The following is a 13,988-nucleotide window of genomic DNA, read 5'->3' on the forward strand; positions in this document are numbered from 1 at the left end:
TGGAAAAATGGCCCGAAGGCTCCTGGCCGGCAGGGCAACCGCGCATTTTACCTCGCTGGCGCGGGCTTGGTGTGGCCGGCAGGCGCGCTCAGAACAGGCAGGATGCCTCTTGCAGCACGCGCTGCTTGGAGACCGTGCCCATCAGTTCCCGGCTGTCAGTGTCGCGCACCAGCGGTATCCGGTTGATGCCGTGCGCGGCGAACACCGCCAGCGCGTCGCGCAGCCGCGAGTCCGGCGTCAGTGCCGGGAAGTCGCGCTCGGCCAGCGCCAGCACATCGTCCGCTGTGCCTTCGCGCTGGGCGCGCTGCAAGGCATGGATCGACAGCGCGCCCAGCAGGCGGCCGTCGGCCTGTACCAGGTAGAGGTAGCGCGTGCCGGTCTCGGCGAACTTGTCGGCGGCGGCGGCCAGCGTGGCATTGGGGTCTAGCACCGTATCGGTCGGGTCGCACAGGCCGGCCAGCGTCAGCGCGCGGGCATGCTCTGCGGCGGCCGACGCCTGCGCGCGCTCGGCGATCACGCTGTACAGCGACAGCGTCTGGCAGCGCGACGCGGTGTAGTACGCCGCCACCGCGCCGATCATCGACGGCAGCAGCAGCGCCGGCGCCAGCGTCATCTCGAACACCATCAGCACCGACATCAGCGGCGCCTGGCTGGTGGCCGCCAGGAAGGCGCTCATGCCCACCAGCGGCAGCAGCGGCGCCGCGCCCGCCGCCGTGCCCTGCAGGCCGATTGCCAGCAACTGGCCCAGCGCCGCGCCGACGAACAGCGACGGCGTGAACACGCCGCCGACCGCGCCCGAGCCCATGCTGATCACGGTGGCCGCCAGCTTGGCCAGCAGCACGGCCGCCACCGGCACGCTCAGTGGCTGCTCCTGCAGGATGGTCTGGATGGTCGAATAGCCGTTGCCGACCACCTCCGGCACCGCCATCGCCAGCGCGCCCACCAGCGCGCCGCCAAGCGCCAGCCGCGCCACCGGGCCGCCCGGCAGCGCCGCGAAGCGGCTGCGCGCAAAGCCGGCCGCGCGCAGGAACAGCGCGCCGGCGATGCCGGCGGCCACGCCCAGCGCCGCCGCGGCCAGCAGCATCTGCGGGCGCAGGTCCGGGGCGATATCGAGGCCGGGGTAGAGCGGCTGCAGCCCGCCATGCCACTGGCTGACCATGGCGCCGGCGACCGACGCCAGGAACAGCGGCATCAGGCGCTGCACCGCGAGCGCGCCGAACACCACTTCGGCGACAAAGACCGCGGCGGAAAACGGGGTGTGGTAGACGGTGGCCAGGCCCGCCGCGGCGCCGCAGGCGGTCAGCATGCGGCGCATGTTGGAGCCGCCGCCGCGCTCGATCCGGGCCGAGGGGAACAGCGACCCGCACAGCGCCGCCAGCTGGATCATCGCGCCCTCCTTGCCGACCGAGCTGCCGGTGACGATCGAGCAGAACGACGACAGCGCGCGCAGCAGGGTGATCCGCACCGGCAGCCGGCCGCTGCCGTTGGCAACCGCCTCCATATAGTCGGTGGCGCCCGGGTGGGTGCTGGCCAGGCGGTTGGACAGCACCAGCAGGCCGCCCGCCAGCGCGCCGCCCGCTGCCGGCACCACCACGCGCCACGCCAGCGCCAGCGTGGCAAACACGGTGACCACGTCGGCATGGCTGGAAAACAGCACGACGCCCGCGCCGTCCAGCGCCTCCTTGAACAGCGTGGTGGCAATGGCGGCAAGGATCCCGACCGGGATGGCCGCAAGCAGGATGACTTCCTGGTCTTCGAGGAAACGCAAGCGCATGGCGGCTTTCCGGGCGGGCGGGGCGACGTGCCGGCCAGTGGCGGCGGCGCGGACCGAGGCCGTCATGATAGCGCAGCGCCACCTGCTCGAACCCCATGTGCGCCGCCGCGCATCCGGCGCCGGATCTGGTACATAACCCGCTTGCGCCGGACTGGTACACTACCGCTCTTTCCTTCGCGGGCGGGCCGGTGCCCTGCCAGGCCGGCTTCCCGGCGTTCGCGTTCCGATTCCGATCGATTACAAGGAGCCATCCGGCGTTGGCGCACCGCGTGCGCAGCGATGGCCCAAGCAGCAATTCATGTCTTTTTCTGAACTCGGCTTGTCCGAAAAGATTGTGCGTGCCGTAGCCGAACAGGGCTACACCACCCCGACCCCCATCCAGGCCCAGGCCATTCCCGCCATCCTCAAGGGTGGCGACCTGCTCGCCGGCGCCCAGACCGGCACCGGCAAGACTGCCGGCTTTACGCTGCCGATGCTGCAGCTGCTGTCCGAAACCGCGGCACGCCAGTCCGGCGGCGCCCAGCGCAGCGGCCGCGTGGCCGTGCGCGCGCTGGTGCTGACCCCCACGCGCGAGCTGGCGGCGCAGGTCGAAGAGAGCGTGCGCAACTACGGCAAGTACCTGCGCCTGCGCTCGATGGTGATGTTCGGCGGCGTCGGCATCAACCCGCAGATCGAGCAGCTCAAGCGCGGCGTCGAGATCGTCGTGGCCACCCCTGGCCGCCTGCTGGACCACGTGTCACAGCGCACCATCGACCTGTCGCAGGTGGAACTGCTGGTGCTCGATGAAGCCGACCGCATGCTCGACATGGGCTTCATCCACGATATCCGCAAGATCCTCAACGTGCTGCCGGCCAAGCGCCAGAACCTGCTGTTCTCGGCGACGTTCTCGGACGATATCCGCGCGCTGGCCGACCGCCTGCTGAACAATCCCGCGTCGATCGAGGTCGCGCGGCGCAATACCACCGCCGAGACCGTCGACCAGCGCGTCTACCCGGTCGACCGCGAACGCAAGCGCGAACTGCTGGCCCACCTGGTGCGCCAGCACGACTGGCACCAGGTGCTGGTGTTCACGCGCACCAAGCATGGTGCCAACCGCCTGGCCGAGCAGCTGACCAAGGAAGGCCTGTCGGCGCTGGCGATCCACGGCAACAAGAGCCAGTCGGCACGGACGCGGGCGCTGTCCGAGTTCAAGGCCGGCACGCTGCGGCTGCTGGTGGCGACCGATATCGCCGCGCGCGGCATCGACATCGACCAGCTGCCGCACGTGGTCAACTTCGACCTGCCCAACGTGCCCGAGGACTATGTCCACCGCATCGGCCGCACCGGCCGCGCCGGCGCCGAGGGCGAGGCGATCTCGCTGGTGTGCGTGGACGAGCTGGCGCTGCTGCGCGATATCGAACGCCTGATCAAGCGCAAGCTGGAGCAGACCGTGCTGCCGGGCTTCGAGGTCGACCCGAGCATCGCGCCCGAGCCGATCCAGAAGGGCCGCCAGCAGCGCGGCGGCGGCGGCCAGGCCCAGGGCCGCCCCCGGGCCGAGGCTCGCCCGGCCGGCGCCGGCGACGGCGCCCAGCGCCAGCGCCCCGCCCGCCAGGGGCAGGGCGGGCAAGCTGGCCAGGGTGCGCCGCGCCAGGCCCAGGGCGGCCAGCGCGGCAACGGCGCCGCCAACGGCAACCGTGCCGCCCAGCCCGCCGGCGCGCGCAACCCCGCGCCGCGCCGCGACGGCCAAGAGCCGGCACGCCCGCAACGCGCCGCGGCCCAGCCCGCGCGCCAGCCGCACGACGCCGCGCCGGCTCCGGCGCGCAACCGCCGTCCGGCGCCGCAGGCGGCGCTGCTGGGCGGCAACCGCAAGCCGGCGCGCTAAAGCGGAGCCGGCCGGCACCATGCACCCGTCCGACGCCCCCGCCGACTCTGGTGTCCCCTACGCGGGCCTGACGCCGGAGCTGATGCTGGACGCGCTCGAGGGCGCCGGCCTGCGCCCCGACGGGCGCCTGCTGGCGCTCAACAGCTACGAGAACCGGGTCTGGCAGGTCGGCATCGAGGACGCCGCGCCGGTCATCGCCAAGTTCTATCGCCCGGGCCGCTGGACCGATGCGGCCATCCTGGAAGAACACGCGTTCGTGCAGCAACTGGCCGACGCCGAAATCCCCGCCGTGCCGGCCATGGCGCTGGCGCCGGGCGAGGCCGGCACGCTGCGGCACCATGCCGGCTTTCGCTTTGCGGTATTCCCCCGCTGCGGCGGCCGCGAGCCGGCGCTGGACCGCGCCGAGACGCTGACCTGGCTTGGCCGTTTCATCGGCCGCATCCACGCGCTGGGCGCGACCCAGCCTTACCAGGCGCGCCCGGCGCTGGATCTGGACACCTTCGGCATTGCCCCGCGCGACTGGCTGCTCGCCAGCGGCTGCATTCCGGCGGATCTGCTGCCGGCCTGGCAGTCGGTGGCGCAACTGGCGCTGGATGGGGTGCGGCGCTGCTATGAGCGCGCCGGCGACGTGCAGCTGCTGCGCGTCCATGGCGACTGCCATCGCGGCAATGTGCTGTGGATCGACGAGGACGACGCGCGCGGCGGCGCCCATGGCGAGCCCGGCCCGCATTTTGTCGACTTCGACGACAGCCGCATGGCCCCGGCGGTGCAGGATATCTGGATGCTGCTCGAGGGCGACCGCGCCGCCATGCAAGGCCAGCTTGCCGACATCGTCGCCGGCTACGAGGACTTCGCGGAATTCCAGACCCGCGAACTGTGGCTGGTGGAAGCGCTGCGCACGCTGCGGCTGCTGCACTACAGCGCCTGGCTGGCCAGCCGCTGGGCCGACCCGGCCTTTCCGGCCGCGTTCCCGTGGTTCGGTACGGCGCGCTACTGGCAGGACCGCATCCTGGAACTGCGCGAACAGGTGGCGCTGATGGACGAAGCGCCCCTGTGGGGCGCCTGAAGCCTGCCGGACGGCGGCGCCGTTGCGGCGCCGGCCGCCTGCTGCCGGCTTAACCCTTCTTCTTTTCCGGGGTCTTGACCAGCACCACCGGGCAGTCCGCCTGGGCCAGCACCCGGCCCGCCACCGAACCGATCACGGCATCGAAGAACGAGCCGCGCCCGTGCGTGCCCATCACGATGGCGCCGGCGTTCACGGAGTTCGCATAGGCGACGATGCGCTCGGGCGCGAAGCCGTGCAGCGGGTGCCGCTCGAACGGCACATTGGCCGCGGCAAGGATGTCGCAGACCCCGACCATCGCCTTGTCGCTGGCTTCCTTGTGCCAGTCGTCGATGGTTTCCTTGCTGACAAAGGCGCGCACCTGGCCGCTCACTTCGGGCGCCACGTGCACGACATGCACGGTGAAGCCGCTCTGCAGCAGCTTGCCTTCGGCGATAAAGCGCGCCGCGGCGTCGCTGAAGGCCGAGCCGTCGGTGGCGAGGACGATATTGGTCATGGCGGAATCTCCTGGATGGGGGCTGTCGGCAAGCGCCGCGGCCATGTGGCCGCAACGCCATCTGGAACCATCTTGCCCCCTAGTGTCGTGCCAGGATGCGATTCAGATCAAGTCGGATCGGAATTGTCCGATTTCCCGGTGCGGTAATCGGCTGGCCGGTCCGCTGACGAATTCTGTCAATCCGGCTGAAGCATTTGGCCATTGCCCCGTCAACACGGTGGCGCGTAGCATGCTCCCGAGCCCCGCGGCAGGCATGGCCCGCCGGTGCGCCGCAAGCGGCGACGGGCACACCGATCCCAAACCACCAATGCAAGCCGCCTCGCGCCACAGCGCGCGCAGGCGGCGATCCGGAGACAACCATCATGAGTGAGCGCAACCTGCAGCCCCTGCGCGGTATCAAGGTAGTGGAATTCGAAGGCATCGGCCCCGGTCCCTTGTGCGGCGCCATGCTGGCCGGCCTCGGCGCCGAGGTCACGCTGGTCACCCGCCCGGTGGCCCCCGATGCGCGGCGCATCCTGCGCGGGCAGGCGGTGCCGGCCGAGATGGAGCTGGAGCACGGCAAGCGCGTGGTGCAGCTGAACCTGAAGACGCCCGCGGACGTTGCGGCCGCGCTCGACCTGGTGGCCGGCGCCGACGCGCTGATCGAGGGCCTGCGCCCCGGCGCGATGGAGCGCCTGGGCCTGGGTCCCAAGGCCTGCCATGCCCGTAATCCGCGCCTGGTCTATGGCCGCATGACCGGCTGGGGCCAGACCGGCCCGCTGTCGCAAAGCGCGGGCCATGACCTCAACTACATCGCGCTGACCGGCCTGCTGTCGATGGCCGCGCGCGAAGGCAGCCTGCCGATGGTGCCGCCCACCGTGATGGGCGATGCCACCGGCGCGCTCGGGCTGGCCTTCGGCATCACCAGCGCCATCCTCAGCGCGCGCGCCAGCGGCGAGGGTTGCGTGGTCGATGCCGCCATCACCGATATCGTCGCCATGCTCGGCTCGCTGGTGCAGGTGTCGCGCGCGGCCGGCACGCTGGGCGGCCCGCAGCCGAGCCCGTTCCACGATTCGCCGTTCTATGATGTGTTCCCGTGCGCGGACGGGCGCGCCATCACCCTCGGCGCGCTGGAGCCGCAGTTCTACCGCGAACTGCTCGAGCGCCTCGAACTGACCGACATCGACCCGGCCGCGCAATACGACCGCGCCCAGTGGCCCACGGTGAAGGCGCGCATCGCCGCGACCATTGCCGCCAGGCCCAGCACGCACTGGGAGTCCGTGCTGGGCGGCACCGACGTGTGCTTTGCGCGCGTGCTGACGCTGGACGAGGCCGCGCGCCATCCGCACAACCAGGCGCGCGGCACGTACCGTCTGTACCAGCACGGCGAGCGCGAGGTGCCGCGCTCCGCACCGGCGCCGCGCTTCCTGCCTGCCGGGACGGAATGACCGGCGCCGCAGGCACTTGACGCTCACAGCGTCATCGAAGGAAAAGCCTGACTCTCGTGCAGAACCTGCTGCGTCCGTGCAGTGAGAATTCGGCGTATCAAGGCAACTCAGGGCCCTTAACCTTTGGCATAGCCAGCCGCCTGGCCAATCCCTCGCCAGTTGTTAAGGAGCCTTGAATTGCCACCCGCGCTGATCGTCGACGAACCCTCGAAGTTCCGCTCCTTGCTGTGCGCCGAACTCGCCGCTGAATTCGACGCGGACGAGGTCCTGGAAACGGATGGTGTGCGGGAGGGGTTTCGACTCGCCCGCGAGCACCGGCCCGGCCTGGTGCTGGTCGATGTCGAACGCTTCGGCAATCCCGGCATCGACTTTGTCCGGCGGGTCACGGCCACGCTGCCCAGCGTGCCGCTGCTGGTCATGTCCGGCAACGACACCGCCCAGGCTCCTGTGCGGGCCCTGCGCGCGGGCGCGCACGGCTTCGTGGTCAAGCAGCGCGGGGTTGAAGAAGTGATGCAGGCCGTGCGCGGCGTGCTGAGCGGCTACCTGGTATTTCCGCTGCAGACGCTGGAGACCGTGCGCCAGCTAGGCGAGCAGCAGCAGGCCGGCCTGCCGCGGCTGAGCAACCGCGAGATCACCATCCTCCAGTACCTGGCACGCGGCCATTCCAACAAGTCGATTGCCGCGCAGCTGCTGATCAGCAGCAAGACCGTCAGCACCCACAAGGCCAATATCATGGCCAAGCTGCACGTGGGCTCGCTGGTCGAGATGGTCGACTACGCGCGACGTCATCAACTGGTGTGGTGACGGGCGCCTGGCGGGTCTGGCGAGCCGGTCCGCGCCGGCCGCCCATCGCGGGTAGACTGTTGGCATCTGTGACGAATCCGAGCTATCCGCCCGATGCCCCAGACCCTGAATGCTGCCGTGCGCTGCCTCGGCGCCGTCGCCATTGCCTGTGCCACGTGGCTTGCCATGCCCGCCTTTGCCAACGAACCCATGTGGTTCGTGCAGGGCCGGCCGGTGCCGGAAGCCCGCCAGGCGGTGGATGCGCTGGCCGCAGTGGCCGCCGATGGCCTCGACCCGCGCGACTACGATGCCGAAGCCCTGCGCCAGGCCGTGACCCAGGCTACCCACGGCCCGGCCTTGCCACCCGATGCCGCGGCCCGGCTGGATGCGGCGCTGAGCGCCGCCATGGAGCGGATGCTGTCCGACCTGCACGGCGGCCGCATCAACCCGCGCGCGGTCCATGCCAATTTCGCGCCGCCGGCGGAGCGGCCTTTCGATGCCGCCACCTGGCTGCGCGATGCCGTGGCGCAGCACCGCCTGCCCGATGCCATCCGCCAGGCGGCGCCGACGTTCCCGCTGTACGGCACGCTGCGCCAGGCGCTGGCCCGCTATCGCGACATCGCCAGGCAGCCGGTGTGGCAACAGCCGCTGCCGCCGCTGCCGGCCAGCAAGCTGACGCCGGGGCAGCCCTGGGCCGGCGCCGCCGCGCTGACCGCGCGCCTGGTGGTGCTGGGCGACCTGCCCGCCGGCACGCTGCCGCCGGCGCGCTACGAGGGCGTGCTGGTCGACGGCGTCAAGGCCTTCCAGTCGCGCCATGGGCTGGAGGCCGACGGCGTGATCGGCGCGGCCACGCTGGCGCAGCTGAACCTGCCCATCGCCGAGCGCGTGCGGCAGATCGAACTGACCATGGAGCGCCTGCGCTGGACCCCGCTGGACGGCCCTCGCATGATCGTGGTCAACGTGCCCGAGTTCATGCTGCGCGCCTATGAATGGCGCGACGGCAAGCTCGACATCAAGCTGGAGATGAAGGTCATCGTCGGCAAGGCGCTCGACACGCGCACGCCGCTGTTCGAGGAGGACATGCGCTATATCGAATTCAGCCCGTACTGGAACATCCCGCCGTCGATCGCGCGCCGCGAGACCGTGCCGCGGCTGCGCCGCGATCCGGGCTATTTCAACCGGCAGGGGCTGGAATTCGTCGGCAGCGATGGCAGGGCGGTGACCACGCTGTCCGAGGAAAACCTGAACGCGGTGCTCAACGGCAGCCTGCGCATCCGCCAGCGGCCCGGGCCGCTCAATGCGCTGGGCGACATCAAGTTCGTGTTTCCCAACAACGAGAACATCTACCTGCACCACACGCCGTCGCCGCAGCTGTTCAAACGCGACCGGCGCGACTTCAGCCACGGCTGCATCCGCGTGGAAGCCCCAGTAGCGCTGGCGCAGTTCGTGTTGCACGATATGCCGGACTGGAACGAGACCCGGATCCGCGAGGCAATGACACGTGGCAAGTCGAACACGGTGCGCCTGCAGCAGCCGTTGCCGGTGGTGCTGGCTTACGGCACGGTCATCGCGCGCGCCGATGGTCGTGTATCCTTCCTGCCTGACATCTACGGTCACGACAAACTGCTGGACAAGGCGCTGCGGCAACGCACGGGGCGCCCCCAGCCACGCGCTGTTGCAAGCGCCTCCGGCGTCATACGCTAAGGTCACCAAGACCATTAGGGCCCCATTAGGGCCCCATTAGGGCACTTAGGGCGCCGCACCACGCACATTCAGAGGAAGTACTATGACTGACGCGACGCGCAAGGCACGCCGCCGCTTTCTTCATACCACCGGAACCCTGGCGCTCGCCGCCGGCCTGATGCCGCTGGCGCCGCGCCGCGCGCTGGCAAGCCTGCACGCCAACCAGGCGCTGGCGGGCCTGCCCGATGCCCGCACGCTGGCGTTCGACCACACCCACACGGGCGAGCGCGTGTCGCTGGTCTACGCCGTCGGCGACCGTTTCGTGCCCGAGGCGCTGACCACGCTCAACGGCTTCCTGCGCGACCATTACTCCGGCAAGGTCGGCACCATCGACCCGCAGTTGTTCGACCTGCTGTTCCAGGTCCGCCGCGAGCTGGGCACCGACCAGCCGTTCCAGGTCATTTCCGGCTACCGCAGCCCGGCCACCAATTCACGCCTGCGCAACTCGCGCGGCGGCGGGGTGGCGAAGCACAGCCTGCATATGGACGGCAAGGCCATCGACATCCGGCTGGCCGGCGTTTCGCTGGCCGACCTGCGCGATGCCGCCAAGTCATTGCAGGGCGGCGGCGTCGGCTACTACGAGACCGACCAGTTCGTGCATATCGACACCGGGCGCGTGCGCTACTGGTAAGCATTGCCCGCGGGCCGTCCGGGATGGGTGGCCCGCGTTCATCGATGTGAATCGAGGTGAACGCCGCTGGCGCGCGCCAAAGCAAAAAGCCGCGATCTCTTGCGAGATCGCGGCTTTTCAAATAGATGGTGGCGAATCAGGGACTCGAACCCCGGACCTGCGGATTATGATTCCGTCGCTCTAACCGACTGAGCTAATTCGCCAACGAAGACTGCGATTATACCTGGGCTTTCGAAGCTGTCAACACCTTCCGGCGAAGATTTTGCACGGCGCTTCCCGGTACAAAAAAACGGCAGGCCGGTGGGCCTGCCGTTTCGTTCAGTGCCGCACGACCGCTCAGTCGTTGGCGTAGATGTTCACGTCCTTGGTCTCGCGGATGAACAGCGCGCCGATCACGAAGGTGATGGCAGCGATGATGATCGGGTACCAGAGGCCGTAGTAGATGTTGCCGTTCTGGGCCACCAGCGCGAACGAGATGGTGGGCAGCAGGCCGCCGAACCAGCCGTTGCCGATATGGTAGGGCAGCGACATCGAGGTGTAGCGGATGCGGGTCGGGAACAGTTCCACCAGCATGGCGGCAATCGGGCCGTACACCATGGTGACGTAGATCACCAGGATGACCAGGATCACCAGCACCATGATCGTGTTCATCTGCGCCGGATCGGCCTTGGTGGGGTAGCCCGCCGCGGCCATCGAACCGCTCACCTCCTTCTTGAACGCCGCGATCTGCTGCTTGCTGGCGTCGTCGAAGCTGTGGCCGTTCACCACCTTGGCATCGAAGGCCTTGATCTCCTTGTCGCCGATCTTGACGCTGGCCACGGTGCCGGCCGGCGCCTCGACCACTTCATAGCTTGCCGAGGCCTGCGCCAGGGTACGCTTGGCGATATCGCACGAACTGCGGAAGTCGATCTCGCGGGCGATCGGGCTGCCCTGGAACGAGCACTGCTTCGGATCCGCGGTCACCACGATCTGGGCGCTTTGCTGCGCGCGCTCCAGCGCCGGGTTGGCGTAGTGGGTCAGCGCCTTGAACAGCGGGAAGTAGGTCAGCACGGCCAGCGCGCAGCCCGCCATGATGATCCACTTGCGGCCGATCTTGTCCGACAGCGCGCCGAAGAAGATGAAGAACGGCGTGCCGATCACCAGTGCGCCGGCGATCAGCAGGTTGGCCGTCTTGGCATCGACCTTGAGCACCTGCGTCAGGAAGAACAGCGCGTAGAACTGGCCGGTGTACCAGACCACGGCCTGGCCGGCGGTCAGGCCCAGCAGCGCCAGGATCACGATCTTCAGGTTGCGCCATTGGCCGAACGATTCGGTCAGCGGTGCCTTGGAGGTCTTGCCCTCGGCCTTCATGCGCTGGAACGCCGGCGATTCGTTCATCGACAGCCGGATATACACCGACACGCCCAGCAGCAGGATCGACAGCAGGAACGGGATGCGCCAGCCCCAGGTCTCGAAGTTGGGACCGGTCAGCTCGCGGCACAGCAGGATCACGATCAGCGACAGGAACAGGCCCAGCGTGGCGGTGGTCTGGATCCACGAGGTGTAGGCGCCGCGCTTGCCGTGCGGGGCGTGTTCGGCCACGTAGGTGGCGGCACCGCCGTACTCGCCGCCGAGCGCCAGGCCCTGCAGCATGCGCAGCGCGATCAGGATGATCGGCGCGGCCCAGCCGATGGTGGCGTAGCCGGGCAGCAGGCCGACGATGAAGGTCGACACGCCCATGATCAGGATCGTCACCAGGAAGGTGTACTTGCGCCCGATCATGTCGCCCAGGCGGCCGAACACCAGCGCGCCGAACGGCCGCACGATAAAGCCGGCGGCAAACGCGAGCAGCGCGAAGATGAAGGCCGAGGTCGGGTCCAGCCCGGCAAAGAACTGCTTGGCGATGATCGCCGCCAGCGAGCCATACAGATAAAAGTCGTACCACTCGAACACCGTGCCCAGCGACGAGGCAAAGATCACCTTGCGCTCTTCGGCAGTCATCGGTGCGTTCTGCGCGCCCCCTCCGGGCACCGCAACGTTTTGCACGTTTGCCATGTTGTCTCCTCCGTCTGGAATGGATCTCGGGCGGACGTGGCGCGCGGGAAGCACCGCGCGGCTGGCCCATGCCCAGAGTTGCAGAGGATTGTGGTTGGCGAAACTTACTGCGGTCTGACAGATTCCGGCGCACCAGCGGCAAAAGGCGTCGGGGTATACGCTAGCCGCGGGCGCGGCTCCCGATGTTGCGCTGCAGAGAGTTGGCGCATCCGTTGCGCGCCGCGATGCGTGTTGCCGGCGTGCGGCTATGCAGCATCCGCGCCCGGCCCGCGCGACGCGCCTTGCGACGGCGTTGCCGCCGGCGGTGCCGCGGCGCTGTCGGCTTCGGCCTCGGCGTCGCCGTGGTTCATGCGCCAGGCATAGAGCGCGGCCATCAGTACATAGACCACCAGCGCGCCCTGCGCACCGACCCAGAACGAGAACGGCCAGCCAAAGAAATCGAAGCGCAGGTCGCGTGCAAACCACGCCACCACGAAGGTGACCGTGAACCAGACCGCGAGCAGGCCGCCGATCCAGCGCAGGTTGCGGCGCCAGGCGAGGCGATGGCGCGCTTCGGCGCTGCCGGGGGCAGGGGTGTCGTTCATGCGGGCGGAAAGCTCTCAGGGCGGCGCAGCGTCACGCGGAAATGCGCGCCGGCCAGCCGTGGCGATTGCTGATAGACGTGGTCCGAGATCTGGACGTCGCCGCCGTGCTGCTGCACGATTTCGCGCACAATCGCCAGGCCCAGGCCGCTGCCTTCGGTGTTGGTGCCGAGCACCCGGTAGAAACGCTCCATCACGCGGTCGCGCTCGGACGGCGCAATGCCCGGGCCGGTGTCTTCCACGTCCAGGTAGGCGAACGGTTCGAAGGCATCGGCGCTGACCCGCACCGTGGCACGGCCGCCGCGCGGGGTGTAGCGGATGGCATTGTCGAGCAGGTTGTTCAGCATCTCGGTCAGCATCAGGCGGTTGCCCTGGACCATCACCGGATGGTCGTCTGCGTCCAGGCCCAGGTCGATGTCGCGCGCCCAGGCCTGCGGCAGCCAGTCCTTGACCACCTCGCGCGCCAGCGCCGACAGGTCCAGCGCGGCCATGCCGCCGGTGCCGGCCAGGTTTTCCATGCGCGCCAGCGACAGCAGCTGCGTGACCAGGTGCGCGGTGCGTTCCGAGCTGCCCGCGATCTGCGCCAGCGAGCGCCGCAGTTCCTCGGGCGACTGCTCGCGCTGCGCCAGTTCGGCCTGCATGCGCAGGCCCGCCAGCGGGGTCTTCATCTGGTGCGCGGCATCGGCGATAAAGCGCTTCTGGGTCTGCACCGACTGGTCCAGCCGCGCCAGCAGGTCGTTGAACGAGCCCACCAGCGGCGTGATCTCCTGCGGCGCGGCGCGCTCGTCGATGGGGCTGGTATCGCCGGGGTTGCGCGCGCGGATGCGCTGCTGGATCGCGGTCAGCGGCGCCAGCCCGCGCGACAGCCCGAACCACACCAGCACCACCGCCAGCGGCAGGATCACGAACTGCGGCAGGATCACGCCCTTGATGATCTCGTTGGCCAGCCGCGCGCGCTTGTCCAGGGTTTCGGCCACCTGCACCAGCACCGGCTGGGTGCCGCTGACCTGCTTCAGCTCGATATACGTATAGGCCACGCGCACGTCGTTGCCGGCGACGCGGTCATCGCGCAGCGACACCAGCCCGGCGTGGCCCTGGTTGTCCTCGGACGGCAGCGGCAGGTCCTGGTCGCCGGCGATGTACTCGCCGCGCTTGCCGACCACCTGGTAGTAGATGTTGTCGGTCTCGTCGGCGCGCAGGATCTCGCGCGCCGACAGCGGCAGCTGCAGCGTGACGCGGCCGTTGACCTCGCGCACCTGCTGCGACAGCACGATGGCGCTGGCTTCCAGCGCGCGGTCGAAGGGGCCGTTGGCGATCGACTTGGCCACCAGGTAGGTCACGGCGATGCTCATCGGCCAGAGCAGCAGCAACGGTGCCAGCATCCAGTCGAGGATCTCGCCGAACAGCGAGCGCGGCGCGGGGTGGGCGGTGCTTTCTTCCAGGTGCGGCAGCGCGTCGGCCAGGTCCTGGTCGGTGGCGTCCGGGGTGGAAGAGGGGGAGGGCGGGGGTGGCGCGGCGCGGGGCACGCGGCGCCACGGCAGTCGCAGCAGGCTCATGTCGGCGAGGTTGCGCTCAGGTCAGTCGCATGGCCTGCG

Annotated in this window: 11 protein-coding genes and 1 tRNA gene; 6 read left to right on the plus strand and 6 right to left on the minus strand. The window is 69.4% G+C overall.

Annotated elements, in window-relative coordinates; translation table 11 throughout:
• Positions 1 to 88: 88 nt before the first annotated feature.
• Positions 89 to 1,774, minus strand: a complete 1,686-nt coding sequence (locus CBM2594_RS03745) for a ClcB-like voltage-gated chloride channel protein (protein WP_116355664.1) — start codon at positions 1,772 to 1,774, stop codon at positions 89 to 91.
• A gap of 298 nt (positions 1,775 to 2,072) precedes the next feature.
• Between CBM2594_RS03745 and CBM2594_RS03750 the strand changes: the two genes are divergently transcribed.
• Together CBM2594_RS03750 and CBM2594_RS03755 are read left to right on the plus strand one after the other, a co-directional pair.
• Positions 2,073 to 3,635: a DEAD/DEAH box helicase gene (locus CBM2594_RS03750; RefSeq protein WP_116355665.1), complete on the plus strand. Its 1,563-nt coding sequence runs from the start codon at positions 2,073 to 2,075 to the stop codon at positions 3,633 to 3,635.
• Between the two features lie 19 nt (positions 3,636 to 3,654).
• The gene (locus tag CBM2594_RS03755; protein ID WP_116355666.1) at positions 3,655 to 4,701 is read left to right on the plus strand and encodes a serine/threonine protein kinase; all 1,047 of its coding nucleotides are present in this window, start codon (positions 3,655 to 3,657) and stop codon (positions 4,699 to 4,701) included.
• A 49-nt stretch (positions 4,702 to 4,750) separates the two neighbouring features.
• Here CBM2594_RS03755 and CBM2594_RS03760 read toward each other — a convergent pair whose 3' ends face one another.
• Positions 4,751 to 5,194 carry a universal stress protein gene (locus CBM2594_RS03760; protein WP_116355667.1) on the minus strand — a complete coding sequence of 148 codons (444 nt, stop codon included), beginning with the start codon at positions 5,192 to 5,194 and terminating at the stop codon, positions 4,751 to 4,753.
• Positions 5,195 to 5,556: 362 nt separating this feature from the next.
• Between CBM2594_RS03760 and CBM2594_RS03765 the strand changes: the two genes are divergently transcribed.
• The 4 genes from CBM2594_RS03765 (at position 5,557) to CBM2594_RS03780 (ending at position 9,778) form a co-directional block, all read left to right on the plus strand.
• Positions 5,557 to 6,621, plus strand: coding sequence for a CaiB/BaiF CoA transferase family protein (locus CBM2594_RS03765; protein WP_116355668.1), 1,065 nt, complete (start codon positions 5,557 to 5,559; stop codon positions 6,619 to 6,621).
• 177 nt (positions 6,622 to 6,798) lie between these two features.
• Positions 6,799 to 7,425 carry a response regulator transcription factor gene (locus CBM2594_RS03770; RefSeq protein ID WP_116355669.1) on the plus strand — a complete coding sequence of 209 codons (627 nt, stop codon included), beginning with the start codon at positions 6,799 to 6,801 and terminating at the stop codon, positions 7,423 to 7,425.
• A 93-nt stretch (positions 7,426 to 7,518) separates the two neighbouring features.
• Positions 7,519 to 9,108: a L,D-transpeptidase family protein gene (locus CBM2594_RS03775; RefSeq protein WP_116355670.1), complete on the plus strand. Its 1,590-nt coding sequence runs from the start codon at positions 7,519 to 7,521 to the stop codon at positions 9,106 to 9,108.
• An 82-nt stretch (positions 9,109 to 9,190) separates the two neighbouring features.
• Positions 9,191 to 9,778 (plus strand): YcbK family protein, encoded by a 588-nt coding sequence (locus CBM2594_RS03780; RefSeq protein ID WP_116355671.1) that lies wholly within the window; start codon positions 9,191 to 9,193, stop codon positions 9,776 to 9,778.
• 126 nt (positions 9,779 to 9,904) lie between these two features.
• Here CBM2594_RS03780 and CBM2594_RS03785 read toward each other — a convergent pair.
• From CBM2594_RS03785 to CBM2594_RS03800, 4 genes are all read right to left on the minus strand, one after another.
• A tRNA-Met gene (locus CBM2594_RS03785) sits at positions 9,905 to 9,981 on the minus strand.
• A gap of 133 nt (positions 9,982 to 10,114) precedes the next feature.
• Positions 10,115 to 11,812 carry an MFS transporter gene (locus CBM2594_RS03790; protein ID WP_116355672.1) on the minus strand — a complete coding sequence of 566 codons (1,698 nt, stop codon included), beginning with the start codon at positions 11,810 to 11,812 and terminating at the stop codon, positions 10,115 to 10,117.
• A 245-nt stretch (positions 11,813 to 12,057) separates the two neighbouring features.
• Positions 12,058 to 12,396, minus strand: a complete 339-nt coding sequence (locus CBM2594_RS03795; RefSeq protein ID WP_116355673.1) for a DUF4212 domain-containing protein — start codon at positions 12,394 to 12,396, stop codon at positions 12,058 to 12,060.
• Positions 12,393 to 13,949: a sensor histidine kinase gene (locus CBM2594_RS03800; protein WP_116355674.1), complete on the minus strand. Its 1,557-nt coding sequence runs from the start codon at positions 13,947 to 13,949 to the stop codon at positions 12,393 to 12,395. The genes CBM2594_RS03795 and CBM2594_RS03800 overlap by 4 nt, the downstream gene beginning before the upstream one ends.
• Between the last annotated feature and the right edge of the window lie 39 nt (positions 13,950 to 13,988).

Origin of the sequence: Cupriavidus taiwanensis, assembly GCF_900249755.1 — a bacterium.
Classification (GTDB): Bacteria; Pseudomonadota; Gammaproteobacteria; order Burkholderiales; family Burkholderiaceae; genus Cupriavidus; species Cupriavidus taiwanensis_D.

Bases quoted from the DNA above. Each gene is read 5' to 3' on its own strand.
- CBM2594_RS03780 (WP_116355671.1), top strand. From the start codon at position 9,191: ATGACTGACGCGACGCGCAAGGCACGCCGCCGCTTTCTTCATACCACC.
- CBM2594_RS03790 (WP_116355672.1), bottom strand. From the start codon at position 11,812: ATGGCAAACGTGCAAAACGTTGCGGTGCCCGGAGGGGGCGCGCAGAAC.
- CBM2594_RS03750 (WP_116355665.1), top strand. From the start codon at position 2,073: ATGTCTTTTTCTGAACTCGGCTTGTCCGAAAAGATTGTGCGTGCCGTA.
- CBM2594_RS03745 (WP_116355664.1), bottom strand. From the start codon at position 1,774: ATGCGCTTGCGTTTCCTCGAAGACCAGGAAGTCATCCTGCTTGCGGCC.
- CBM2594_RS03755 (WP_116355666.1), top strand. From the start codon at position 3,655: ATGCACCCGTCCGACGCCCCCGCCGACTCTGGTGTCCCCTACGCGGGC.
- CBM2594_RS03775 (WP_116355670.1), top strand. From the start codon at position 7,519: ATGCCCCAGACCCTGAATGCTGCCGTGCGCTGCCTCGGCGCCGTCGCC.
- CBM2594_RS03765 (WP_116355668.1), top strand. From the start codon at position 5,557: ATGAGTGAGCGCAACCTGCAGCCCCTGCGCGGTATCAAGGTAGTGGAA.
- CBM2594_RS03760 (WP_116355667.1), bottom strand. From the start codon at position 5,194: ATGACCAATATCGTCCTCGCCACCGACGGCTCGGCCTTCAGCGACGCC.
- CBM2594_RS03795 (WP_116355673.1), bottom strand. From the start codon at position 12,396: ATGAACGACACCCCTGCCCCCGGCAGCGCCGAAGCGCGCCATCGCCTC.
- CBM2594_RS03800 (WP_116355674.1), bottom strand. From the start codon at position 13,949: ATGAGCCTGCTGCGACTGCCGTGGCGCCGCGTGCCCCGCGCCGCGCCA.